The organism is Coleofasciculus sp., from assembly GCF_046539235.1.
GTDB lineage: Bacteria > Cyanobacteriota > Cyanobacteriia > Cyanobacteriales > Coleofasciculaceae > Coleofasciculus.
Map to the genome: position 1 here is coordinate 12988 of NZ_JBKHHI010000011.1, position 23014 is coordinate 36001.

Consider the following 23014-nt stretch of genomic DNA (forward strand, 5'->3'; position numbering starts at 1 on the left):
CCCTGTTTGCAGACGCGCCATGACACGTCTCTACATTTCTCCCTCTCCCCCATTTCCCCCATTTTCCCCATCTTCTCTCGCTTACTTGTTGGGTTGAGGGGTCATCCGCAGGTAAGGCTTGACTTCGGTGTACCCTTTGGGGAATTTTTCTTTCAAGACTTCTGGGTCTTTCAGAGAAGGGACAATCACACAGTCATCCCCATCTTTCCAATTCACGGGAGTGGCAACCTGATGGTGATCCGTCAGCTGTAGGGAGTCAATCACCCGTAAGATTTCGTCAAAGTTGCGACCGGTGCTGGGAGGATAGGTGATGGTCAGACGCAGTTTTTTCTGGGGATCAATGACGAAGACTGTGCGTACCGTCACACTAGCATTGGCGTTGGGATGAATCATGTCATACATATCCGACACCTTTTTATCCGCATCTGCCAAAACTGGGTAGTTGACGGTCGTATTCTGGGTTTCGTTGATGTCTTGAATCCAACCCTGATGAGACTCCGCATCGTCAACACTCAAGGCGATGACTTTAGCATTGCGCTTGTCGAATTCGGGTTTGAGCTTGGCAACCTCGCCTAACTCTGTGGTGCAAACGGGTGTATAGTCAGCTGGGTGGGAGAATAACACGACCCAGCTATCCCCTGCCCAGTCATAGAAGTTGATTTCGCCTTCACTAGAGGATTGCGTGAAGTTGGGGACGGTATCACCTAATCGCAGAGCCATAGCTAATTTCCTTATGCTTTCGTCAACACAGACAATTTTTAATTTTCTCACAAAACCCCGGTTTTCCGGTAGACTTTTAGAACTATTTAGCATTTTTCATAATTCTGGGCGGATAAGCGCTTAAACTCTTGAGGTAGGGATAGATAAGATGAGAGGATAGAAAACAAAAGTTAAGGTAATCGAAGAGGGGCAGTTCTGTCTTGGTCTTCAATGTGTCTGAGCAAGGAGGAGAGTTAATGAAACGATTGGTTCGTGTGTTAATGGTATGGGGACTGTTAGTGGGCTGTTTCGGATGGTTGGGTTTCTCCCAAAGCGCGATCGCAGCACCAATGTCCTGGACTCAGGGCGTGTCTTTGAGTAACGCGATCCAGAATGGGTCACCGATGTTACTGGCTGAGACGACTCTACGCAATCCAGCCGATGCCAAGCTGGAAACAGAGTATGGTCAAAAGCTGGATTTGAACAATACTCATATCCGAGCGTTTCGCAAGTATCGGGGGATGTTCCCGACATTAGCATCATTGATCATCCAGAATGCTCCCTACGACGATGTAGAGGAAGTGCTGGATATTCCCGGATTGACTGATCGGCAAAAACAGATCCTGAAAGATAACCTGGATAACTTCACGGTGACTGAGACAGCGGACGTTTACAACGAAGGTGATGACCGCTTTAATCCCGGCGTCTACTAATCTCGGATAATTCCGGAAATTCCTAGTTCAACCCACTCCTGTTGGGGGGTGGGTTATTTTTTACACATAAAGGCAGATGGTAGATGGTACAGGGATGACAACCTGTCCGGTGTAGAGACGTTGCATGCAACGTCTGGAACATTGCCCTTGGGGTGATGAAGATTCCTATGTCTGCTAAAGTATTTGACTATATTTGGACTAACTGTCAGGAACCCCACGCCTTTAGGCAGGGGCTTGGAATTTAGCCCATACCTGACCAGCATAAGACCTACGCGGTCTAGGTTAACGGTAAGCGTTAAAGTTCGTACCTACAAATGCTTCCGCTAGTTTGTAGCTCTACAACTTCAGCATTAAACAGGTGTACAGGGTTAAGCCAGTGTGTTGGAGAAAGTACCGACCGTTAACTTATGCGAAGCTAACATTACCCCGGAAACGGGAGGGGCGCAAGCCCAATTAAACAACCCTTATGCGTACAGGTTAAAAGCACGAGTCTGTAATTGCCCAGACGAAAGGCGAATGCAATATGTCGAACGTCGTCAGTAAATCCAAGGCGGTAGGGGTTTCAATTTTAAGCAGTCGTGTACAAGGGAAATGGAGCCGATGCACTATCTAAAAAAAGGAAGTCCTGTCGGACTGCTGTTTATGTAAGGGGGGGCGAATTCCTCCCCATACATAAATGACAGGGGTTTCCATTCGCCCCCCTTACCAACCCCTAATTTTCGATGATTTCTGTTCCTGACAATTCTCAATCGCCACTCCATCAGCCAACCCAGTTTGATGTCGTCGTTGTAGGTGCTGGCGCGGCTGGACTTTATGCCGCCCTATGTTTACCCGATCGCTTAAATGTTGCACTGATAACCAAAGATACGTTATCCATCGGTGCCAGTGACTGGGCGCAGGGCGGTATTGCGGCAGCTATTGCCCCCGGAGATTCCCCAGTGTTACATATTGAGGATACACTTCGGGCAGGGGCGGGTCTTTGTGACGCTGATGCTGTGGAGTTTCTGGCTCAACAAGCGCCCGATCGCATTCGCTCGTTAGTTGAAATGGGGGTGACGTTTGATCGACGGGGGGAGCAGTTAGCGTTAACCTTAGAAGCGGCTCATTCTCGTCCCCGGGTTCTCCATGCAGCAGATACCACGGGGCGAGCTGTGGTTAGTACACTTACTGCCTTAGTCTTGCGCCAATCTAATATAACAGTGCTTCAGCAGGCATTTGCTTTATCTGTCTGGCTGAATCCTGAAACAGGTCATTGTCAGGGTGTCCAACTCATGTATCAAGGTCACATTAGTTGGATACGGGCGGGGGCGGTTGTCCTGGCTACAGGAGGCGGTGGTCAAGTTTTTGCCCAGACGACGAATCCCGATGTGAGTACCGGAGATGGAGTCGCGATCGCATGGCGGGCGGGTGCGATTCTCAGAGATTTGGAATTTGTCCAATTTCATCCCACAGCTTTAACCAAACCGGGAGCGCCTCATTTTCTGATCAGCGAAGCGGTGCGGGGAGAAGGGGCGCATCTGGTGGATGATCAGGGACACCGTTTTGCCTTTGAGTATCATCCTGATGGCGAACTTGCGCCCAGAGATGTGGTGAGTCGAGCGATTTTTAGTCATTTACAGAAAACTAAACCTGATCCAGCCACCAGTCATGTCTATTTAGATTTGCGCCCCATTCCCGATGATCGCATTCGCCACCGATTTCCGAATATTATCCAAGTTTGTCAGCAATGGGGGGTTGATGTATTTCGGGATATGATTCCTGTCACCCCCGCCGCCCATTATTGGATGGGGGGAATTGCTACGGATTTAATCACATGTACCTCTATTTCTAATTTATATGCTGTGGGTGAAACGGCGAGTACGGGTGTTCATGGTGCGAATCGTCTAGCCAGTAATTCGTTATTGGAATGTATTGTATTTGGCGCTCAGTTAGGGGAATTAACACCGGATCAATCTGTCTTGAATCAGGAATCAGCTTCTATTTCTCCCTTAACCTTATCCGATGAAGCTACGAAAACAGATAAAATGCTGGCGATGCAAGATCAGTTAAAACGTTTAGTCTGGCAAAGTGCTGGGATTTGTAGATCTGCACAAAAGCTAGAACGTGCGATCGCAAAGGTAGAAATCTGGCAGTCCGAATTGGCTGCGTTGCCTTTAAGCCAACAGTTACGGGATTTAACGCCACAGAAAACGGTTCAACTTGATGTTCCGAATGCCGATTACCTGGTGCGAACTTGGGGAGAAACATCTAACTTATTAGACATAGCTTACTTAATTTTGAAAAGCGCTCTGTTTCGGACAGAAAGTCGTGGCGGACATTACCGCTTAGATTATCCTCAATCTGATCCGAATTGGCAAATGCATACACTCGTGCAAGAGGAGCGTTGGTGGAAAGGGTAATTGTCTTATGCCTTATGTCATTCGTCTTATGTCTTAAATCTAAACGGCAAGAGGGCGGGTTTTGTTGATAAGTTTTCGGCATACCCGTCAATTAAATGGCTAAACCCGCCCCTACAGATATGATTTTTACCTTCTACCCTCCTACCCTCCTACCCTCCTACCCTTCGATCTGTCATTCAGAAATAGAGAAATCTCTCAACAGATAGGTGTCAGAATTAAGAAATGGGTGCAAGATTGCAAGGGAGTGTTTTGATGTAGTCAACCTAAAGACAAATAGATGGTTAAGGTAGGATTTCTCGGTACAGGATTAATGGGACAACCCATGGCGCAACGGTTACTGGATGCGAAAATACCCGTCGTGGCGTACAAGACAACCCTTATTAATGGGTTCTGTGGGAACCGCCGCCGCCACAAAGTTAGCCTTAAATCAATTAATTGCCGCCTTAACCGCCGGGTTTGCCCTTAGTTTAGGATTTGTGCAGCGTCAGGGAGTAGATGTAGACAAATTTATGGAACTGCTGCGAGACAGTGCGCTGTATGCACCGACGTTTGATAAGAAGTTAAATCGGATGCAAGACAGTAATTTTGCTAATCCCAACTTTCCCCTGAAACATTTACTTAAAGATATTAACTTATTTCTGGGTGAGGCAAAAGCAGAAGGGCTAGATGCGAGTAGTTTGGCAGGTGTGCGCCAGGTGGTTGAGAAGGCGAAAGATGCTGGATTCGCGGATGAAGATTACTCTTCCTTATATTCAGGAATTAACCAGACATTGGGTTGAATATCTACAGATGTTTTCAGCCAACGCGCTGAAGATTGAAACTGGGTTTGTCGGGGCGGGTTTAGGGAATTTTGTATCTAGGACATCGGTCGAATGGGCGAGTTTCACTACTATCGTTTCTTTTTAACCCAAATGTTATTAAACCCACCCCAACCGATGGTTTCACTATGATCATCCCACCCAACTGTGACTTAAGCCGCCCCTATTTCTATTATCTCCCCTACCCAAGCGATTTTGGGATTTCCTGGGAAACGTTCAAGTCTGGGAGTTGATTATTGCCATTGTGCGTTTGACCGGATTTTGGCGAAACCCAATGAAGGGTATGATTGCGAATGTGCCGTTGTAATTGATGCGAGTAGCCAGGAAATCTATTCATAATCCACCCCTAAGAAATCTTCATCAATCTTACTCCCTTTATCCGGGTGAAAGGGTTAAGCTTTGACAAGGTATTCGTAAAATTTGAGTTAATCTTTACTCCATAACTAGATAAAAAGCCGCTTAGACCCTTGATGGATAAGGGGTTGCCTAAATTTTCGACTCAGGTAACTCTAGAACACCTGTCCAGTAAGATGTTCCAATAAGGAAATCTATTAAAAATAGCGTTCTGTTCCTGGAATATGACCAAAGATTCGTTCTGAATAGTCTCGAAGTTCTGCATGATCAATGAGTTTTTGATATTGGGGATCATCTGCAAAAACTTTCCATCGGTTAAGAACATCCATTTCAGCCGCTTTACCTCGAAATGTAATTCCGTCGAAAGAACTCCCACCACCTTGACCTTTTACATCATTAAAACCTGTATCATAAAACTTTATATTAAGTTGCTTGGCTAATTGCTGGCGATAGTCCACATCGATAAACCACTGATTATAATTAACCAGGATTTTATTATTTTTCAAGAACTGCGTTTCTCCCCAGAATTCTTGAGCGTATGATATCCACAGTTCAACTAATGTTCTATCAGAACATTTTACCTTCATATATCCCTTTTTTAATCGGCTTGCCAGCATATTGAAGGGATCTCTTAAGATAATCACGTCGTATTTGATTGCACTTTTGCCCAAGTACAGTTCACTTTTTTTGTCAAACTCCTTGTCAGTGATTTGCTCAAGCGCATGATCTTCATAACTATAGATTAAACAGTCTTTTTTGGTAAAATTACCTTTGGCTTCCTGCTTTAATTTTTATTGGTGATAATGTTCATACAAGAAACGGTATGGATTTCTTTTTACTGGAATCTTATTCAAATGCCATACTTCACCGTGGTGTTGTTTTCTGATCCAGTTGATAATGGCATGATTTCCACTCCGTTTTAAGCCAACTACTCTAATTTCCTTTTGATTAACTATTTCTGACGGACTCACGTTGTTGGATAAGTGTCTCATGGCATCTTCGACACGGTAACCCATATTTCGTTTCACGCGGCGAAGCCTGTTCAGTGTGTTGTCCATCTGTATAGTAGAACGGTGAATTTAATTGTGGCTGATCTATCTTAACAGACGCAAAGTTTAGTCTTTTGATTAATGGCAATGGAGACGTTCTAGGGGAAAACTGTCTGTGATGGAGTTAAGTCAGTATTATTACTTAGGTATATAGCACATGTAGCTTTTGATAAGTTCATTTTATAAAAAGCAGAACAAGATTCAATAGCATATCTATTGCGTTTCTGTAAAGACATTCGTTAAAGTTATAGACAACATAACCCTTGGGATTTGGGATAACCAAAAGCCTTGCTTCGGCAGGACTAGAAGAGAGCCTCAGTAGCCAAATCCGCGACGGTAATAGTCGTGGATTTTTACTGTTTTTTTCGAGCAATTCCCGAAAGCAAAGTGATATAAATCTGTGTCATCTTTGATAGACTGTTTTGAGTTTCCAGTGTGTAGGGGCGGGTTTCACTACTATCTTTTCCTTTGCACCCAGATGTGACTAAACCCGCCCCGACCCAGGTTTCTGAATTTAGCTCGCCAAAACCATGGATATACCGGAAAACCTAATAGATTGGCTGTGGACTATGTGTTATAACTAGAGGAATATCGCCTGCCCAATCGAGTTTATGGAACTGTTGCGATCGCAAGACCGAATCAATACATTAATGTCTCGCTAACGATATCCTCTCGCCCATAAACGCGATCGCACAAATTATTGCTCGATAAAACCCAACTCTTTGTTTACGTCTCATTCCCCCCTTCACCCGAACTCTGATCTGTGTTTTCCAATTCCAATCCCGCCTCTGTAACCAATTGATTCACCACAGATTCAAATGCTTCTAAGGATTGAGTTGTCACCGCCTGAACCAGAAGAGTCTCTAGCACCTCAAGAGCCTCGATTTTTCCAATTAATCCCCTCAATTTCTGCGGAATATCTTCAAACCGAACTTCAAGAATACGGACAATATCTTCTTGTCGTCCTTGCTGTAACCCCTTCTTGATTCCGATTCGTTCAACGCTGGTAATATAAGGCATTTTCCTCTCCTCTTCTAACGTTTGTATTTCTTGCCACAATCGATCCTCTTCTGTTTTAGGTAGAGCAATAAACCAATCGATTAATCGAAATAATTGAACAATATCCTCTCGCTTATACCCCCGCTCATATAAACTCTTAATCAGAGACAGCTTACTTTCATATCCAACCCCAACATCTTTCCCTGCAACTTGAGCAGAAAGGTGCGCCTGTACTATCGCCGCCAATGGGTTTTGACTACTCGCAAGCTCATCCATACTGTAATCTAGCAATTTCACCATCGGAAATTCCAGTATTGCCCGACACCCCCACAATTCACGCTCATACCGACTGGGGCGCCAACCCGGTTGCTCATCGCCGAGTATTCCTAAACTCACCACACTGCGACGATACCTATCGAAAATCCGGCTGTGATACAGGTACATCCGCTCACTAAACTCACTTTGACGCTGTGATTGCACCTCCACATGGACAAGAACCCATTCCTCCTCCCCACTACGACGCCAGACTTTCACCAACTTATCCGCGTCTCTCCTACCCGTTTCCGTCTCTCGCTTGATTTGTTGTAACTCAGTGTCTAAAAATTCAAATCCTCGTTCCCAATCGATATCCTCTTCTATGCGTGGATAGAAGAAATTCAAAAACTCCCGAAAATATAGCGAAATGCTTTCCTTCCATAGCGAATCATATTCGCTCATCTTAGTCACTCCTCAATTCTCATCCTTGCCCTGATTTAAGTTGATTTATTGTAATACAATTGGACTGATTTTTATGACCAGAACGACACGGAAAGAGATGCAGGGGCAAATGCTTTAGGTTCGATTGTGGGAGTGCTATTAGCTGCTGGATAAGGTTCGCTTACCTGAATTAAGGCGGGTGGGTTGAGCGAAGTCGAAACCCACCCTACTGGCTTATTTGATGAATTAGAATTACATCCAGAAACTGTAGGGGCGCACCGACGTGCGCCCATAAAATCGACAGGACTCTTGCGTTCGCTTCACTATAAAACGCGCAATCCGGGAAGCCTTGCAGGAGAAGCCCACAGTCCCTTACAAAGGACAAATAACAATTTCTACTGTTAGCTTTTATTGTGTCCACCGACTTACATCATGTTTAAGGGCGCAAGCTTTGCGCCCCTACATTGAATAACGATAACGGTAAAATCTGCCCCGATATCAATGTCAAGACGCGCCATGGCGCGTCTCTACCAGGGAATTCGGTAAAATAAACCATGAGTCCTCGTCACTCAAACAATAACCATGACCACACATTCCGCTGTAGATTTCCAAGACGCTTTTGATGTCATCGTTGTCGGTGCTGGACATTCCGGCTGTGAAGCCGCACTAGCCGCCGCCCGTCTGGGATGTCGCACGATGCTACTTACCCTGAACCTGGATAAAATCGCTTGGCAACCCTGTAACCCTGCTGTGGGCGCCCCGGCTAAATCCCAACTTGCCCACGAGGTAGACGCCTTGGGGGGAGAAATTGGCAAAATGGCAGATCGTACCTACCTCCAGAAGCGGGTATTAAATCAGTCGCGTGGACCTGCGGTTTGGGCATTACGGGCGCAAACGGATAAGCGGGAATATGCGGCGGTGATGAAACGGATTGTCGAGAACCAGGAGAATTTGGTCATCCGGGAAGGGATGGCGACGGATTTAGTCCTGGGTGCGAATGATCAGGTTATCGGTGTTGAGACCTATTTTGGTGTCGCATTTGCCGCCCCTGCAGTCGTATTAACCACGGGAACGTTCCTGGGTGGATGTATCTGGGTGGGGAATAAATCGATGCCCGCTGGACGCGCTGGGGAATTTGCCGCGGTGGGATTGACGGAAACCCTGAACCGACTAGGGTTTGAAACGGGACGCCTTAAGACGGGAACTCCGGCGCGGGTGGATAAGCGCTCCGTGGATTACAGTAAGATGGAACCTCAACCTGGGGATGAAGTGGTATCTTGGTTTAGCTTTGACCCAGAGGTGTGGGTGGAACGGGAACAGATGAATTGTTATATTACCCGTACCACAGCCGAAACTCATCGATTGATTCGGGAAAACCTGCATCTGTCTCCGGTTTATGGGGGTTGGGTGGATGCCAAAGGACCCCGTTACTGTCCTAGTATTGAAGATAAAATTGTCCGGTTTGCGGATAAGCAAAGCCATCAGATCTTTATTGAACCGGAAGGGCGAGATATTCCCGAACTCTATATCCAGGGATTCTCGACAGGATTACCAGAGAAGCTACAGTTGCAAATGTTGCGATCGCTCCCTGGATTAGAACACTGTACTATGCTACGTCCGGCTTATGCTGTGGAGTATGATTATCTACCCGCAACTCAGTGTTTCCCCACGTTAATGACCAAAAAAATCGAGGGGTTATTCTGCGCTGGACAAATTAATGGGACGACGGGATATGAAGAAGCCGCCGCCCAGGGGATTGTCGCCGGAATTAATGCAGTACGCTATGTGCGACATCAACAGATGTTGGTGTTTCCCCGTGAGGAAAGCTATATCGGGACATTAATTGATGATTTATGTACGAAAGATTTGCGAGAACCTTACCGGATGCTAACCAGCCGTTCTGAGTATCGCTTACTCCTGCGTTCAGATAACGCCGATCGCCGTCTGACTCCTTTGGGACGAGACATTGGCTTAATTGATGACCGCCGTTGGCAACTTTATAGCCAAAAACAAGCCAATATTGCGGCGGAGAAGGAACGACTTCAGACGGTACGGATCAAGGAACATGAGGAATTAGGCGTTGCGATCGCGTCGGATACTCAGCAACGGATTAAGGGTTCGATTACTCTAGCTGAATTGCTGCGTCGTCCCAAATTCCACTACGTTAATCTGGATCACTATGGATTAGGGAATCCCAGTCTCAACCAAGCTGAACGAGAAGGGGCGGAAATCGATATTAAATATGCCGGATATTTGCAACGCCAGCAAAATCAGATTGATCAAGTGTCCCGTCAAAGCCAGCGACGATTACCAATGGATCTGGATTATGATGCCATTGAAACCTTATCCAAGGAGTCTCGCGAGAAACTCTCCCAGGTTCAACCCCTGACAATTGGTCAAGCTTCTCGCATTGGGGGGGTTAACCCGGCGGATATTAATGCTTTGCTGGTGTATTTAGAAGTGCGATCGCGCCAATCAGCACATCCTTCAGAGTCCCAAATACCAACAACATCAGGAATCTCTGGGTAATTCGACTAGATCCCCAAATGTAGAGACGTTGCATGCAACGTCTCTACAATTTATAAAAAACAGATTTCTATAATGCCAGAATTGGTATTATTCCACCTGATGCCCAACAGAGGTAATAACTTGTTTAATTGACTCGTGAGACGCCTCAGTTTCCACACTAACCGTCTTATTTGCCACATCAACATCGACTTTCGCTTCAGGTTCGTGGGTACGAATCCCTTCGCTGATGGTTTTGGCGCAAGCATCACAAGCAATACTCGGAACGTTGAATTTCATTGCTGCCATCGTGTAGATTTCACTCCAGGTTTTTATTCAATCTATCATTATAGCGAATTGCTGCTTTTTTTTACTCTAAAGTATGAATTTCAAAAAAAGCTTAGGTGTGTAAATTTCATTTATTTTTATACCATCTTTTTGGAAAATTTATATCTTTTGTAAAAAAAATAATATTTAACAAGATTTACGATAATTGGCGTAGTATTTTTTACGCTTATTATCGTATATATTTGTAAACGCAAGACCTTTCAAAGGTAAGTAGTTGGACAAATTTAAAGTTAATTGAGATGGGGAAACAGGGAACAGTGAGAACCCTCCTGCCTTCTGCCATATATTCCTGATACTCTGGCAAATTCCTGTCAAAGGAAAAAGAGAGAGTAATGGAATGTACCATGAGCGATCCGTATTTACTAGCAGCCAGTCTGCTTACCGTAGGTCCCGTATCTGCACCCCCGCCACCGCCACTGGTTCCCAACCTGTTCGAGAATTTGTCGGCTTTATTAGCTTCTGCTAAAGCTAATCCCTCGCACTCCGTCGTCACTCAACCGATTATCCCTGAGGTGGAAATCCCTGGTGTTGAGTTTAGTTCATCGGTTAGTAGTGGGCACTTTAGTGCCACCACGAATCAAGCGCTTACTACTAACTCTAAAAGTAACATTTCCCCCAAATCGGGAATCCAACTTTATTACCAACGATTAGCCGCATTAAATAGAGGTCAAACCTATACCCGCCTCCCAGCTGATAGTTTCCAGTCGGTTTGGAGTAAAGCGACACTGGCTAAACCCACTCATAAGCAATGGAAACAGTTACTTGCAGAAGAAGGGAAAGCAATGGCGAGGGGACAGGGGAATAATCGTCTGTCTATTTTAGTGGGCGATTCCTTGAGTCTTTGGTTTCCGACAGCCAACCTACCTAGCGGTCAATTTTGGCTGAATCAGGGGATTTCTGGGGAAAATTCTCGCCAAATTTTAGAACGACTCTCGGCTTTTTCCCAAACCCGACCCGATACAATCTATGTCATGGCTGGCACCAATGACTTGCGCCAAGGCGTTCGCGATCGCGTGATTCTCGATAATACTCGCCAAATCATCCAGCGCTTGCGCCAGAACCACCCACAAGCCCAAATTATCGTTCAGTCTATTTTACCTACACGGTTGCCTGCGATTAAGAGCGATCGCATCCGCAACCTGAATCAACACATCGCCGCGATCGCACAGCAAGAAGGTGCAGGCTATCTTAACCTGCACAGTTTGTTTGTGAATAATCAGGGTCAAATGCAACGGGAGTTAACCACGGATGGGATTCATCTCGCCAGACGCGGTTATGCTGTGTGGCAAGAGGCTTTAAACTATGCCGATGCTTTAATTTTGGCGAGTCGCTAATTATTTGTCTTATGTCAAACAACACTCAGTCGGGGCGGGTTTAGTTACATCTAGGGTGAGATCAGAAACGATAGTTGTGAAACCCGCCCCTACCAACCAGGTTCCCTGAGCCAAGCTAAACCGCCTGTCGAGACGCTAGCTTTTCCAAGGTGGCTTGGGTTTGCTGTAACAACTGCTCTCGGCTATCTACTGCCTTGGTGAGAGTCGGGACTAAATTCCGGGCTTGTAACGCCATGTGTAGCTGGAGCTGAGCCACGTACTCACTAATATCTTCATGAAAGTCGTTGGTGGTTTGAGCAGAACGCAAATCCAAAATGTCCTCCTTTCCTAAGGCTGTGTTTTTCGTCAACACCTCATTGAAGGTATCATGCCTATGGCAATCGGCTCTCACTCTGTAATAAAACTGCAATAAAGTTTAAAGATTTAGGGGTTTAATGTTAAGTAATGTAAACAAGTCAACGGAAATATGGAAATTTTGAGCATCCTCCTATCGGCGTTACTCACCCTGGGTTCCCCTCCGGGCTTAATCATCGATCGCGTGGTGGAAAATATCCTGAGTTCTCAATTGGAGAGAGTTGAACAGCTTGATGTGCGGATTGACAATACGCCGAATTATCGAGCATTGCAAGGAAAACTCGAACAAGTCCGCATCGCGGGTCGAGGGTTATGGTTGACGCCAGACATTCGGATTGATGTTCTAGAAGTCGAAACTGATCCGATTAATCTAGATATCAAACGTCTGAGACAGGAGGGTCAAACGTCGCCCTTAGCATCATTACGTCAACCGTTACAAGCAGGGGTGCGTCTGGTTTTAACCGAATCGAATCTCAACCAGATGCTTCAGTCTCCCAGAGTTGCTGCAAAATTACAACAACTCGGTAGTCGTCTCTCCAGAGATACCGCACAACGTTACCAGTTTCTCAATCCTCGATTAGAGTTGCTGGGAAATAATCGCCTGCGTTTCCAAGTGGATGCGGTGGAAGGGAATCGTCAATCCCTAGCCATTGTTGTGGAATCTGGATTGGGGATTGAAGCCGGACATCGCTTGCAACTGATTGAACCAAGAGTAACCGTTGATGGTCAAGCGCTACCATCTCGCTTGGTTGAAGGCTTCGCCAAGGGAATAAGCGATCGCGCCAATCTCCGTAGCTGGGAAGATGCTGGGATTACGGTCAGACTCTTACAATTAGAGATAGATAATCAGGAGCTACAGGTAGCCGCATTTGTTCGAGCTGATGTACCGCCAGCGGACTAGACCTTCACCTCAGACGTTTCCCACTCCTACAAAATGTTACACGATTAGAAAGGTAATAACTATGCAAAATCCACAAGACACAGGTCGCATTCCCACAAGTTTGATCGCTGGTGTTTCGGTGGTGATGTTAGCCGCCGCTGCTGGAGGCGCTTGGTGGGCTTGGAATACGATTACCGCCTCACCCCCCCAATCAGAAGTGCCTACCCTCTCCCAATCGCCCCAAGACAGGCCGCCCGCGACTGAACAAAAGGTTCAAGTGTATTGGGTTGATGCTGTCAATAATCAAATTGAACTGGTTCCCAGTTCCATTACCGTCGAAAATGCTGATAATCCATCTGAAGTGTTAGAGATGGCATTCCAGCAACTATTGTCTGGACCTGAGCAGCAAGCGGTAGCATCGGCAATTCCCGAAGCAACTGAGCTACGGAATCTTTCGATTAAATCTGACGGAGTGCATCTAGATCTCTCTGAAGACTTTACCACAGGGGGTGGCAGTACTTCGATGCAAAGCCGCCTCGGACAAATTATCTATACAGCCACCAGCTTAGATCCGGATGCTCAGGTCTGGATTGATGTGGAAGGAAAACCCCTCGAAGTCTTAGGAGGTGAAGGGTTGATCATCGATCAACCGATGACTCGCCAAAACTTTGAAACAAACTTTCAACTTTAAGGTCAAACAAACATGATTAAAGTTGAGCATGAGGACAAGGAAACAGGGAACGGGGAACGGAGACCAGTAAGGTTTTGACGCTTGTTAATATTTCTGAGTACAGTGAACAGTATTTATGTTCAGGTACTTAGAGCGCCTGTTCCGTTCAGTTTTTGAACAAAAAAATTCCCCTTCTACCCTTTGTTGGTCACAGTAAAGTTCCGAAAATGGCGGGCTTGTTGTTCGATGCGGGTAGCGAGGCGATCGCACACTAAATTACATAGGTCAAAAATCAGCTCATCTTCTACCTTGTAGTAGGCAGATGTGCCTTCAGTGCGGCGGCTGAGTATTCCCGCCTGTAGCATCACTTTCAGGTGCTTAGAGACATTTGCCTGACTCGTCTCTGTGGCTTCTACCAATTCTTGGACACATTTTTCACCTTCGCGGAGTAAATTGAGCAGGCGCAGGCGCATGGGTTCGCTTAAGATACTAAAATACTCAGAAACTTGTTGGACGACCTCTTGAGGGACTGTTTTTACTCTTGGCATCGGTCTAACCCGAAATTAGGTAATCATCAAATTTTAGCCTATTTTTGGTCAATTGATAACAATAGAGTAATCATCAATCCTTTACATCGCTCATTTACCCTGTATTGATCCGCATCAACGGTTGACCATATTCAATCGGTTCGCCATTTTCGACCAAAATTTCCATCACTTGTCCGGATATTTCGGCTTCAAGTTCATTCATCAACTTCATCGCTTCAATGATACAGATAGTTTGACCGACGCGAACTTGATCGCCAACTTCGACATAAGGGGCATCATCTGGCGATGGTGCCCGATAAAATGTGCCGACCATTGGCGATTTCACCTCTTCCCATTTTGACTCCACTCCTGGAGACGGTGCAATTGAAGGTGTTGCCGCTGGAGTAGACGGTGCTGTTGCTGGTGTGGGAGTGGGGGGCGTCGGAGCAGTCACCCCAGCCACAGCCGTGTCCACGCGGGAAGCAACGGCGGTATCTGTTCGACTCCCTGTTGAGTCGCGAGGAGGACTGGCGGATAATGCTTTACGTACCGTCAGTTCAAAGTCAGCACTTTTTAACGTCACTTCCGCAATATCGGTTTGAGCGATCGCGGCTAGCAGTTCACGGATTTGGTTGAAGTCTAATGGCACAACTAAATTAGGGAGATAGGAATTCCGGAAAAATTCAAGGGAGCGAGTTCTACATGATACCTCAGGCAGGATTGATCACGATTTGAGCTGGGCAAAAGCGGTGTTTGGATATTCACCTTAGCCGTTAATTGATTAGTTCAGATCCATTTACTCGCGACCGAGATAGGAATCGTTACGAGTATCGATTTTAATTCGCTCGCCGACGGAAATAAACAGCGGTACCATTACTTGCGCTCCTGTAGACACCGTAGCGGGTTTAGTGCCACCTGTCGCGGTATCACCTTTGACACCCGGATCAGTTTCCACTACTTCGAGCACAATGGAGTTAGGCAATTCTACTTCTAGGACTTGGTCATTCCAGGTCACCACATTGACTTCCATCCCTTCGGTGAGATACTTGACGCGATCGCCAATTTGCTCTTCATTGAGACGACTTTCCTCAAAGGTTTCCATATCCATGAAGACAAATTGGTCAGCCTCTTTGTAAGTATGTTGCATGGTGCGTTTTTCTAGGATGGCTTGGGGTACTGTTTCCCCAGCCCGAAAGGTTTTGTCCATGACATTCCCCGTCTGAACATTTTTCAGCTTGGTGCGGACAAAAGCCGAACCTTTTCCCGGCTTGACGTGGAGAAACTCCACCACCCGCCACACCGATCCTTCTAATTCAATCGTGACACCCGTGCGAAAGTCGTTACTTGAAATCATTAGTCCTCAAGGGTTGGGGAATAGTGTACGCAAGATATTGTAGCTGGCATTGATGTCAGCATTAAACCCAACGCCCACATCAGACTTGTCAAACCCCTAATTTGCGACGGCTGACGGCTTCCGCATAACTTTGGGCATAACAATCGGCACTTTATTGTACCCTTGTTGAGGAACATCCCATACTATAGGGGGGCAAGGGAGGTATTCGCGCTCGGACGTTTTGGCACGGACACCCCCTATGGCAAGATGAAGAATATCTGTTTCAATCCTGTAAGTTAGCCTCAACCTAATGGTATTCAGCCTTAGGCGATATGTTTATGCGACCTTTAAAAATTCTCAAGCTCGATTGGTGTCAACGTCTGCTCAAAACCAGTTTTGTGGCGCTGCTACTGGTGACACTCTCGGTAAGTTTAAGCGGTGCCTGGTGGAATTTTGGTAATGATCAACAACCACCTGCCCGAGAAAGTCGCTTGGCGCAAGGGAATGCGATTACTGATGGCAAAGCCCTACTGCGGTATGCTCTGCCCATTGAGAACCAAGCGGTGCGGAATGTGCAAGCAAGTCTCGAAGATATTGCCACTCAGTTACGGGGAAAGCGCTGGAGTCCGATTAACCGGGATATCACCAAAGCGGATGTAATTTTGAGCAATCGCCCGGAAAAATTGCTGGCTGACATCCCAGAGGAGCAAAAACCGCAAGCTGAAGCGATCATTACCACCATCAGAGATGATATCGTTTCACTCCGAGAAGCAGTTGAAGCCAAGGATAAAGAAGCCGTCTGGATTGAGCGAGGCAAAATCCTTGACCAAGTGGGCGAACTGGAACAAATGATGGTCAAGGGATTTCCCTTTGAAGTCCCTGCAGAGTACAGTAACTTGCCTCAACTCAAAGGTCGCGCCACGATAGAGATAGCCACGAATAAAGGTGATATGACCCTAGTTGTCGATGGCTATAGCGCCCCGGTTACGGCAGGTAACTTTGTTGATTTGGTGCAACGGGGTTTTTATGATGATCTGGCAATTACCCGTACTGAAGACTTCTACGTGCAAACCGGTGATCCACCTGGACCCGAAGAAGGATTTATCGATCCCAAAACAGGTGAATATCGGGCTATTCCCTTTGAAGTGTTAGTCAGGGGAGATGAGGAACCGATCTATGGTATGACCTTAGAACAGGCGGGGATTTACTTAGATGAACCCGTGCTTCCTTTCTCCGCTTACGGTGCTGTCGCCATGGCGCGTCCAGGAGATGAACCCAATGGTGGTTCTTCTCAGTTCTTTTTCTTCAAGTTTGATAGTGAGTTAACCCCTCCTGGTTTTAATGTTATGGATGGGCGTTATGCGGTCTTTGGTTATGTTGTTGAGGGGAAAGATGTATTGGACAAGCTAGAACTCGGCGATATGATTGAGTCAGCTACAGTTGTTCAGGGCGCTGAGAATTTGGTTAAACCCGACGTTGCAGCTTAAGTACAATGGCACGCTCAATCAGCCGTTTGGAATTGCCAAAACCCTTGATATCCCGTAGGGTGGGCATTGCCTATCAGCCTCATCTGAGCGTGCCATTCAGGTTAAGGTAAGGATCATCGGTTTGTTTCCTGTTCCCTATTCTCTGTTCCCTGAATATGCCAATTATTGACTTGCTATTGATCATTACTTTAGGTGTTTTAGGCATCTTGTTCTTGCAAAGAGCCACCCAAAGTCAACAAAAGCAGTTAGAGGAAAGGTTTTATCAGTTATTAGAAACGGAAAATAGCTGTATTTCTCTGATTCAGTTAGCTGCAGCCGCTAGGGTTGAACCTGAAATCGCACAGCAGTATTTGGAACACCAAGTTCAGGTGTTTAATGCTATCCCAGAAGTTGATCCGGATGGAGATACCTACTATCGCTTTCCGAAACTGCATCGGCGTAACGAATAAGGCTCTTCCGGACTTGCCTCAGCCCAACTGTTAGTTAAAATGGCTTCAGATCGAGTTATACCGTGATTTTATGCCTCAAATCACCGACTCTATTGGCTGCAACTGGCTCAAAACTATACCGAAGCAAAACAATACGATCGCGCCTTAGTAACGCTGCGACTCGTAGACGAGCAATCGGTGCAACCAATGAGCTAGCGGTGCAATGGAACACCACCCTTTGGAATCAAGATAATCAAAAGATGCAGGGTCAGGGTGTGACAATCGTCCATCTGCAAAAGGGTCAACTTGTCTTAGCCCATGAGTTTATCTTTGACTTAAGCCCCAGTTTCTTTCAAGCAAATCAGCCTGCTGCACACTGACTAGATCATTGGTTAAGAACCACCATTTGTAGGGACACGACATGTCGTGTCCCTACTCATAATTAATGTCGTGTTTACTACCTGAATGCGTGACATCTTCGCTCTAAACACAAATTTCCTGGTTACTGTGAATGAATCAACTCTGTCATTTAATGTAACCCGTGATACATCTCATCGTATAAGTGGACTTTGATCACATAGATCATTGCTGACTATCACTCATTTTTTGCTAAACAAATCACCGATTTTCTAGATCAATACCACTGTATATATCCCAATACTAGAGGAAAATGAGAGTGTAGAAAAAAGAATCTAAACCTAGAGTTAGTGAATCAAGGAGATTGTGGCTATGTTAGAACTACTGATTTTGATGGCTTACTTAGTCGGCTGTTTTGCCTTTATCGAAGCGCTATTTGATAAAGAGTTCGATGGTTCTCGCTAACGTCGAACACAGACAAGCGTTTAAGGCGAGTGAAGCCAAAAAAAGGCATTTTCCTGTAAAGTTATACATTAACGCCAACATGAAAACCAACATCAGGCGTTCATACTATTATTTAAGGGGGATGAACCCAATCAGAATGCACCCTAATCCCCCTGCTTTACCCCCGCTAGATTGACGGAACTAGCGGGGGTTTTCTTTGGTATGAGCGATACTTACTGCTTGTCTTGATCTCCAAATGCTAAGATTCCCTTGAACAGCATCAGTAGACCCCCGGCTAATATCGCGATCGCGAACCCGCCAATGACTAAATCGAATATGTGATTGTCCACGCTGGTTTTCCTACTCTTCCTGCAAATGCTAGCGTAGAATAGTCTTCTTGAGGGAGACAAGACAGAAGGAAGATGGCAGATAGCAGAAGGGATAGAAGGAAAAAGTACCCAAGCGATAAAGAAGATTACTTAAACGGATTTGGGATGAGCAAATCCAGCTAGCTTGTCACCAATAACCGCTAAACAAAACCCACCCGATAAAATATCACCCGCAACATCATTGCTCCTTTTTTCGAGCCATAACCCTCTTTGCCACTTGATAATCATCATGAATCAAATAGGCAAAATGGTAATAACTGGCGAGAAAGAAATCACAGTCAAATTTTTGATACCTATCAGCCACGGCGAGAAAGCCATACCTAGCTCCCCGTCCATCTTTAAACCACGTTTCATGGAAAGAATCATGCAAAAATAAGGTTAGACTCTGTTCGTCCGAGCTTTTGAGTAGACGAATTAATCGGATATAGGGATGATGACTGCGCTCCACGGGGAGGAGAATATTGTATCCTTCAAAATTGATAAACTCAGCTAAATCATCTTCGCTGGCTTCATAATAGGGAGAGGATTCTTCCGGTAAAACCAGAAAATGTCGCCAAACCATCCAAAATTCATGCTTGCTATCAAATCCGGGATCAATATCCAATCGCCATTTCTCATCGTGGCAGAGCTCATCAAAGACGGGTTGGGGTAAATCAGCAAGTTTCATAGGTTAATAGTTTATTGTTCACGGTTATTTAAAGAATACATACCGATAAGGGTGTTGGATGGTTGCTTTTTGGGTGTTGGTATAGTTATCATGCATGATGGCGGTGGTGATACAGGAGATATAACCTCGATGTGAACTCTTTTATTCAACTTGACCCCTTTGATTTAGTTTGGGGATTGGGCATGATGGCAATCGCTATTGGTTTATCCAGTTGGCAGGGTTTAGGATTGGAGTTACCGTTAGCGATCGCGACAGGGCGAACGGTGATACAGCTTTTGGTAGTGGGGTTGTTTCTGGGGGTTGTCTTTGCCTTGGATAACCCCTTGGCAGTTTTAGCCGTTTTACTGGTAATGCTAACCATTGCAGCAATTACCGCCCGTAACCGGATTGGCAAAAAGATTCCCCGACTATTCTGGGTAGTATTTGGTTCGATTTTCTTCTGTAGTGCCTTAACGTTGATTTATATCAATCTACTGATTATTCAACCGGACACCTGGTATCAGCCTCAGTATCTAATTCCCTTGGGTGGTATTGTGTTAGGCAATGCCATGAATGGATCGGCGATCGCGGGTGAACGCTTGGTGAGTACGATTACCAGTAGTCGCTTAGAAATTGAAACCCACCTGAGTTTAGGTGCTACCCCCCAACAAGCTGTGGCGGGATACCGCAAGGATGCTATTCGCGCCGGATTAATTCCTACCCTAAATCAAATGATGGTGGTGGGGATTGTCACATTACCGGGAATCATTACAGGTCAACTACTGAGTGGCATTGATCCGTTGAATGCGGCATCTTACCAAATTTTAATCATGTTTATGATTGCCACAACTAACCTCACCACGACAATCTTGGTGACTCAGGGTATTTATCGTCAGTTTTTCAACGCCCAAGCCCAGTTAAAACTTCCTTGAAATGTCATTTGTTGATTGTTCATTGTTGATTGTTCATTGTTGATTGTTGATGGTTCATGGTTCATTGTTGATGGTTCATGGTTCATGGTTCATTGTTGATGGTTCATTGATAAAATTCTTCTCTCCCCCTGCTCCCAGACGCGCCATGGCACGTCTCTACATTGCTCCCCCATCTCCCCCATCTCCCCCATCTCCCCCATCTCCCCTGCACCCCAACACTCCAGCTTGCTTATGTGATGCTACCATAGTCCTAGTTTAAACAGCACCTAGCTAGTATGAGTTTTTCTTTTGTTACCCCCCGTCACCTGCTCGCTTCTGGTTTGTGTTTAGGTGTTCTGAGTACCCTCGGGTTAACCGTTCCTTCTCATTCATTGCTATCACCCGCCGTTGCTGAAGTTGCGATCGCATCCACTAAAGACGTCACAGCTGACGATGTAGCGGGTACATGGCGAGGGGAATTAGCACCCGGTCAAATGATTACCTGGATTTTTACGCCAGATGGTAAACTCTTCATGACCGCCCCACCTGTTGCTGATGAACCACAACAGGCTTTAGAAATGCGTTACCAGGTAGAATCTAGTACCAAGCCGATGGGTTTGAATATAGACTTGGCGCAGGGGGCGACTGTGATGACGATTTTTGAAATGACTCCAGAGGGTCAAATGCGCGTACAAATTGCGGGTACGACTCCGGGAGAAGCACGACCTGAAGCGTTCAATAATGCGACGATGTTTGAAAAAGTTTCAGATACAACCACCTTACCGCAGAATACACAAATTGATGATTTTCAAAGTCGCTAGAACATTAGTTCAGTCGTCCAATCATCTCCTGAAAAACGGTAACATAAAAGATACCGAAAAACCTCTCTTTTGACCAAGGGCGGGGTTTTTTGAGAAATCGATAGCAGCAATCAGTCTATTATTTGTTTGCCAAAAGTATCAAATACCCACCAGCCAACATTAAATTCCGCTGGTGGGGCATGTTCGCTACGAAGGGCTAGCTTTTTTTAACAAAGCCCAACGTCAAGCTATCCGGTGCGAGAAAATGGTTCAAATGATATGCCCGTTCCTCAGTTTTCAACAGGATTTGTTCATACAAATAGCGGGTGGCGCGATCGCCTAAACTTTCTGCTTGTGACGCCTGACGCCGAATTAACTGGATGATAGCTTGCTCGGCTGCCAAGTCATTCTCGATCATCTGACGCGATGAAAAAATACCATCGGCTTCTGGAGAGAAGCAACATAACTGCGCCAGGGTGCTAAAACTAGCGGCGGGAACTCCACCGAGTCCATTGAGTCGTTCTCCTAAATCGTGGACATGTCCCTGCGCTTGTTCATAGCTTTCTTGAAAGAAGTCGTGCAGGGAAGAAAATTCAGCACCTTCTACGACAAAGTGATGTTTTTGGTATTGCAGATACAGCGCTTGGAAGCTTGCTAATGCAATATTAAGCCCTTCACAAACAGGAGCGGTGACACCTTGCTCCAGTAGGATGGGATTATCGTGGACTTCACCAAATGCCTGGACTAAACCCTGAGTATCTGGCATGGTTGTGTTCTCCTTCTCATTAAGTTGGCGTTATTGCCAGTGTCTAGAGTTACTTTAGCACGCTTGTTTGAATCAGGTTAGTAACTAAGGGAAGAGATTGGGAGAGGGGAGATGAGGGAGAGGGGCTTCCACCCTCCCGCTCTTTCCTGTGAGAGAATAAGAGACGGTGTTCTCATGTCAGCAGCAACTATGCAAACCAGCGATCGCACAGCTATCAATTCCCAGCCTCAGCCTTCTCTATTCCCCGCCCGGAAAGCAACCGTGAGACGTACCACGGGTGAAACTGATGTACAAGTTAGCCTGAATTTCGATGGTACAGGAACCTGTCATGCTGACACAGGTATCCCGTTTTTAGATCACATGTTGCATCAGCTATCCTCTCATGGGTTAATTGATTTAGACGTGAAAGCCACGGGTGATATCGAAATTGACGATCACCATACCAATGAAGACGTTGGCATTACACTGGGACAGGCGTTTGCTCAGGCATTAGGCGATCGCAAAGGGATTGTCCGCTTTGGTCATTTTATCGCACCCTTGGATGAGGCATTAGTCCAAGTGGCACTGGATTTTTCGGGGCGTCCTCATTTAAGCTATGGCTTGGAGATTCCCACTCAACGGGTTGGCACCTATGACACACAACTGGTGCGGGAATTTTTTGTCGCCTTGGTGAACCATAGCCAAATGACGTTGCACATCCGCCAACTGGATGGAATTAATTCTCATCATATTATCGAAGCAACGTTTAAAGCCTTTGCGCGATCAGTCCGTATGGCAACAGAAATTGATCCCCGTCGCGCTGAAATGATTCCCAGTTCTAAGGGGGTTTTGTGACTTAATAATCATTTTTAGGATGCGATCACAGTTAAGAATAAGGTGGGTTTTATTATCCGGTTTCAGGTTAATATATAAATCTGATATCGGGGCAGTGAATCTAATGTAGGGGCGGGTTTAGGGGCAAAATTAACAGACAAACCCATAACCTTTCTACAAAACCCGCCCTGCTCCACCCTATCACCCAACTGATCACCTCAATCCCCCATCTTTCCTACACCTACATCTTTGGCGTGCGATCGCGGTTGAAAATCAGGTGGATTTTGTTGTCGGG

23 protein-coding genes and 1 pseudogene are annotated in these 23014 nt (G+C 45.9%); 14 read left to right on the forward strand and 10 right to left on the reverse strand.

Annotated elements, in window-relative coordinates; translation table 11 throughout:
- Nucleotides 1–81: 81 nt before the first annotated feature.
- The gene (locus ACLFWI_RS02495) at nucleotides 82–720 is read right to left on the reverse strand and encodes a peroxiredoxin (protein WP_446408690.1); all 639 of its coding nucleotides are present in this window, start codon (nucleotides 718–720) and stop codon (nucleotides 82–84) included.
- A 236-nt stretch (nucleotides 721–956) separates the two neighbouring features.
- On the opposite strand from ACLFWI_RS02495, the gene psbU reads away from it, so the two are divergent.
- The 3 genes and pseudogenes from psbU to ACLFWI_RS02510 all read left to right on the forward strand — a co-directional run.
- On the forward strand, nucleotides 957–1412 hold the full coding sequence (gene psbU, locus ACLFWI_RS02500; RefSeq protein ID WP_446411595.1) for a photosystem II complex extrinsic protein PsbU: 456 nt from the start codon (nucleotides 957–959) through the stop codon (nucleotides 1410–1412).
- Between the two features lie 722 nt (nucleotides 1413–2134).
- The gene (nadB, locus tag ACLFWI_RS02505) at nucleotides 2135–3811 is read left to right on the forward strand and encodes an L-aspartate oxidase (RefSeq protein WP_446411596.1); all 1677 of its coding nucleotides are present in this window, start codon (nucleotides 2135–2137) and stop codon (nucleotides 3809–3811) included.
- 371 nt (nucleotides 3812–4182) lie between these two features.
- A pseudogene (locus ACLFWI_RS02510) lies at nucleotides 4183–4590 on the forward strand (NAD-binding protein); the annotation flags it as partial.
- A gap of 590 nt (nucleotides 4591–5180) precedes the next feature.
- Here ACLFWI_RS02510 and ACLFWI_RS02515 read toward each other — a convergent pair.
- Together ACLFWI_RS02515 and ACLFWI_RS02520 are read right to left on the reverse strand one after the other, a co-directional pair.
- Complete coding sequence (locus ACLFWI_RS02515; RefSeq protein WP_446411597.1) at nucleotides 5181–5489, reverse strand: hypothetical protein; 309 nt, start codon at nucleotides 5487–5489, stop codon at nucleotides 5181–5183.
- Between the two features lie 1269 nt (nucleotides 5490–6758).
- Entirely contained in the window at nucleotides 6759–7748 is a 990-nt protein-coding gene (locus ACLFWI_RS02520; protein ID WP_446411598.1) for a transposase, read from the reverse strand.
- A gap of 183 nt (nucleotides 7749–7931) precedes the next feature.
- Between ACLFWI_RS02520 and ACLFWI_RS02525 the strand changes: the two genes are divergently transcribed.
- Nucleotides 7932–8132, forward strand: coding sequence for a hypothetical protein (locus ACLFWI_RS02525; RefSeq protein WP_446411599.1), 201 nt, complete (start codon nucleotides 7932–7934; stop codon nucleotides 8130–8132).
- A gap of 177 nt (nucleotides 8133–8309) precedes the next feature.
- The gene (gene mnmG, locus ACLFWI_RS02530; RefSeq protein WP_446411600.1) at nucleotides 8310–10256 is read left to right on the forward strand and encodes a tRNA uridine-5-carboxymethylaminomethyl(34) synthesis enzyme MnmG; all 1947 of its coding nucleotides are present in this window, start codon (nucleotides 8310–8312) and stop codon (nucleotides 10254–10256) included.
- 87 nt (nucleotides 10257–10343) lie between these two features.
- Here mnmG and ACLFWI_RS02535 read toward each other — a convergent pair whose 3' ends face one another.
- Nucleotides 10344–10532, reverse strand: coding sequence for a heavy-metal-associated domain-containing protein (locus tag ACLFWI_RS02535; protein WP_446395734.1), 189 nt, complete (start codon nucleotides 10530–10532; stop codon nucleotides 10344–10346).
- 392 nt (nucleotides 10533–10924) lie between these two features.
- Between ACLFWI_RS02535 and ACLFWI_RS02540 the strand changes: the two genes are divergently transcribed.
- Entirely contained in the window at nucleotides 10925–11914 is a 990-nt protein-coding gene (locus ACLFWI_RS02540) for a GDSL-type esterase/lipase family protein (protein ID WP_446411601.1), read from the forward strand.
- Between the two features lie 115 nt (nucleotides 11915–12029).
- Here the strand turns inward: ACLFWI_RS02540 and ACLFWI_RS02545 are convergent, their stop codons facing one another.
- Nucleotides 12030–12227, reverse strand: a complete 198-nt coding sequence (locus ACLFWI_RS02545; RefSeq protein ID WP_446409039.1) for a hypothetical protein — start codon at nucleotides 12225–12227, stop codon at nucleotides 12030–12032.
- Between the two features lie 153 nt (nucleotides 12228–12380).
- Here ACLFWI_RS02545 and ACLFWI_RS02550 point away from each other — a divergent pair, with 153 nt between their 5' ends.
- Both ACLFWI_RS02550 and ACLFWI_RS02555 read left to right on the forward strand, forming a co-directional pair.
- Entirely contained in the window at nucleotides 12381–13169 is a 789-nt protein-coding gene (locus tag ACLFWI_RS02550) for an LmeA family phospholipid-binding protein (RefSeq protein ID WP_446411602.1), read from the forward strand.
- A gap of 61 nt (nucleotides 13170–13230) precedes the next feature.
- Nucleotides 13231–13839, forward strand: coding sequence for a GerMN domain-containing protein (locus ACLFWI_RS02555; RefSeq protein WP_446411603.1), 609 nt, complete (start codon nucleotides 13231–13233; stop codon nucleotides 13837–13839).
- A 173-nt stretch (nucleotides 13840–14012) separates the two neighbouring features.
- On the opposite strand, the gene ACLFWI_RS02560 is transcribed toward ACLFWI_RS02555, so the two are convergent.
- From ACLFWI_RS02560 to efp, 3 genes are all read right to left on the reverse strand, one after another.
- Nucleotides 14013–14366 (reverse strand): ArsR/SmtB family transcription factor, encoded by a 354-nt coding sequence (locus tag ACLFWI_RS02560; protein ID WP_446411604.1) that lies wholly within the window; start codon nucleotides 14364–14366, stop codon nucleotides 14013–14015.
- Nucleotides 14367–14460: 94 nt separating this feature from the next.
- Nucleotides 14461–14994: an acetyl-CoA carboxylase biotin carboxyl carrier protein gene (gene accB, locus ACLFWI_RS02565; protein WP_446411605.1), complete on the reverse strand. Its 534-nt coding sequence runs from the start codon at nucleotides 14992–14994 to the stop codon at nucleotides 14461–14463.
- Between the two features lie 147 nt (nucleotides 14995–15141).
- Nucleotides 15142–15699 carry an elongation factor P gene (efp, locus tag ACLFWI_RS02570; RefSeq protein WP_446411606.1) on the reverse strand — a complete coding sequence of 186 codons (558 nt, stop codon included), beginning with the start codon at nucleotides 15697–15699 and terminating at the stop codon, nucleotides 15142–15144.
- Between the two features lie 317 nt (nucleotides 15700–16016).
- On the opposite strand from efp, the gene ACLFWI_RS02575 reads away from it, so the two are divergent.
- From ACLFWI_RS02575 to ACLFWI_RS02585, 3 genes are all read left to right on the forward strand, one after another.
- Nucleotides 16017–17165, forward strand: a complete 1149-nt coding sequence (locus ACLFWI_RS02575) for a peptidylprolyl isomerase (protein WP_446411607.1) — start codon at nucleotides 16017–16019, stop codon at nucleotides 17163–17165.
- Between the two features lie 155 nt (nucleotides 17166–17320).
- Nucleotides 17321–17614: a hypothetical protein gene (locus ACLFWI_RS02580; RefSeq protein ID WP_446411608.1), complete on the forward strand. Its 294-nt coding sequence runs from the start codon at nucleotides 17321–17323 to the stop codon at nucleotides 17612–17614.
- A 62-nt stretch (nucleotides 17615–17676) separates the two neighbouring features.
- Nucleotides 17677–17973 carry a hypothetical protein gene (locus ACLFWI_RS02585; RefSeq protein ID WP_446411609.1) on the forward strand — a complete coding sequence of 99 codons (297 nt, stop codon included), beginning with the start codon at nucleotides 17677–17679 and terminating at the stop codon, nucleotides 17971–17973.
- Nucleotides 17974–18961: 988 nt separating this feature from the next.
- Here the strand turns inward: ACLFWI_RS02585 and ACLFWI_RS02590 are convergent.
- Entirely contained in the window at nucleotides 18962–19450 is a 489-nt protein-coding gene (locus ACLFWI_RS02590; protein ID WP_446411610.1) for a hypothetical protein, read from the reverse strand.
- Between the two features lie 131 nt (nucleotides 19451–19581).
- On the opposite strand from ACLFWI_RS02590, the gene ACLFWI_RS02595 reads away from it, so the two are divergent.
- Nucleotides 19582–20361, forward strand: a complete 780-nt coding sequence (locus ACLFWI_RS02595) for an ABC transporter permease (protein WP_446411611.1) — start codon at nucleotides 19582–19584, stop codon at nucleotides 20359–20361.
- Between the two features lie 275 nt (nucleotides 20362–20636).
- A complete protein-coding gene (locus tag ACLFWI_RS02600; RefSeq protein WP_446411612.1) occupies nucleotides 20637–21161 on the forward strand; it encodes a hypothetical protein in 525 nt (174 codons plus the stop codon).
- 196 nt (nucleotides 21162–21357) lie between these two features.
- On the opposite strand, the gene ACLFWI_RS02605 is transcribed toward ACLFWI_RS02600, so the two are convergent.
- Nucleotides 21358–21906 (reverse strand): Dps family protein, encoded by a 549-nt coding sequence (locus tag ACLFWI_RS02605; RefSeq protein WP_446411613.1) that lies wholly within the window; start codon nucleotides 21904–21906, stop codon nucleotides 21358–21360.
- 189 nt (nucleotides 21907–22095) lie between these two features.
- Between ACLFWI_RS02605 and hisB the strand changes: the two genes are divergently transcribed.
- Nucleotides 22096–22740: an imidazoleglycerol-phosphate dehydratase HisB gene (gene hisB / locus ACLFWI_RS02610; RefSeq protein WP_446406888.1), complete on the forward strand. Its 645-nt coding sequence runs from the start codon at nucleotides 22096–22098 to the stop codon at nucleotides 22738–22740.
- Nucleotides 22741–23014: the final 274 nt, after the last annotated feature.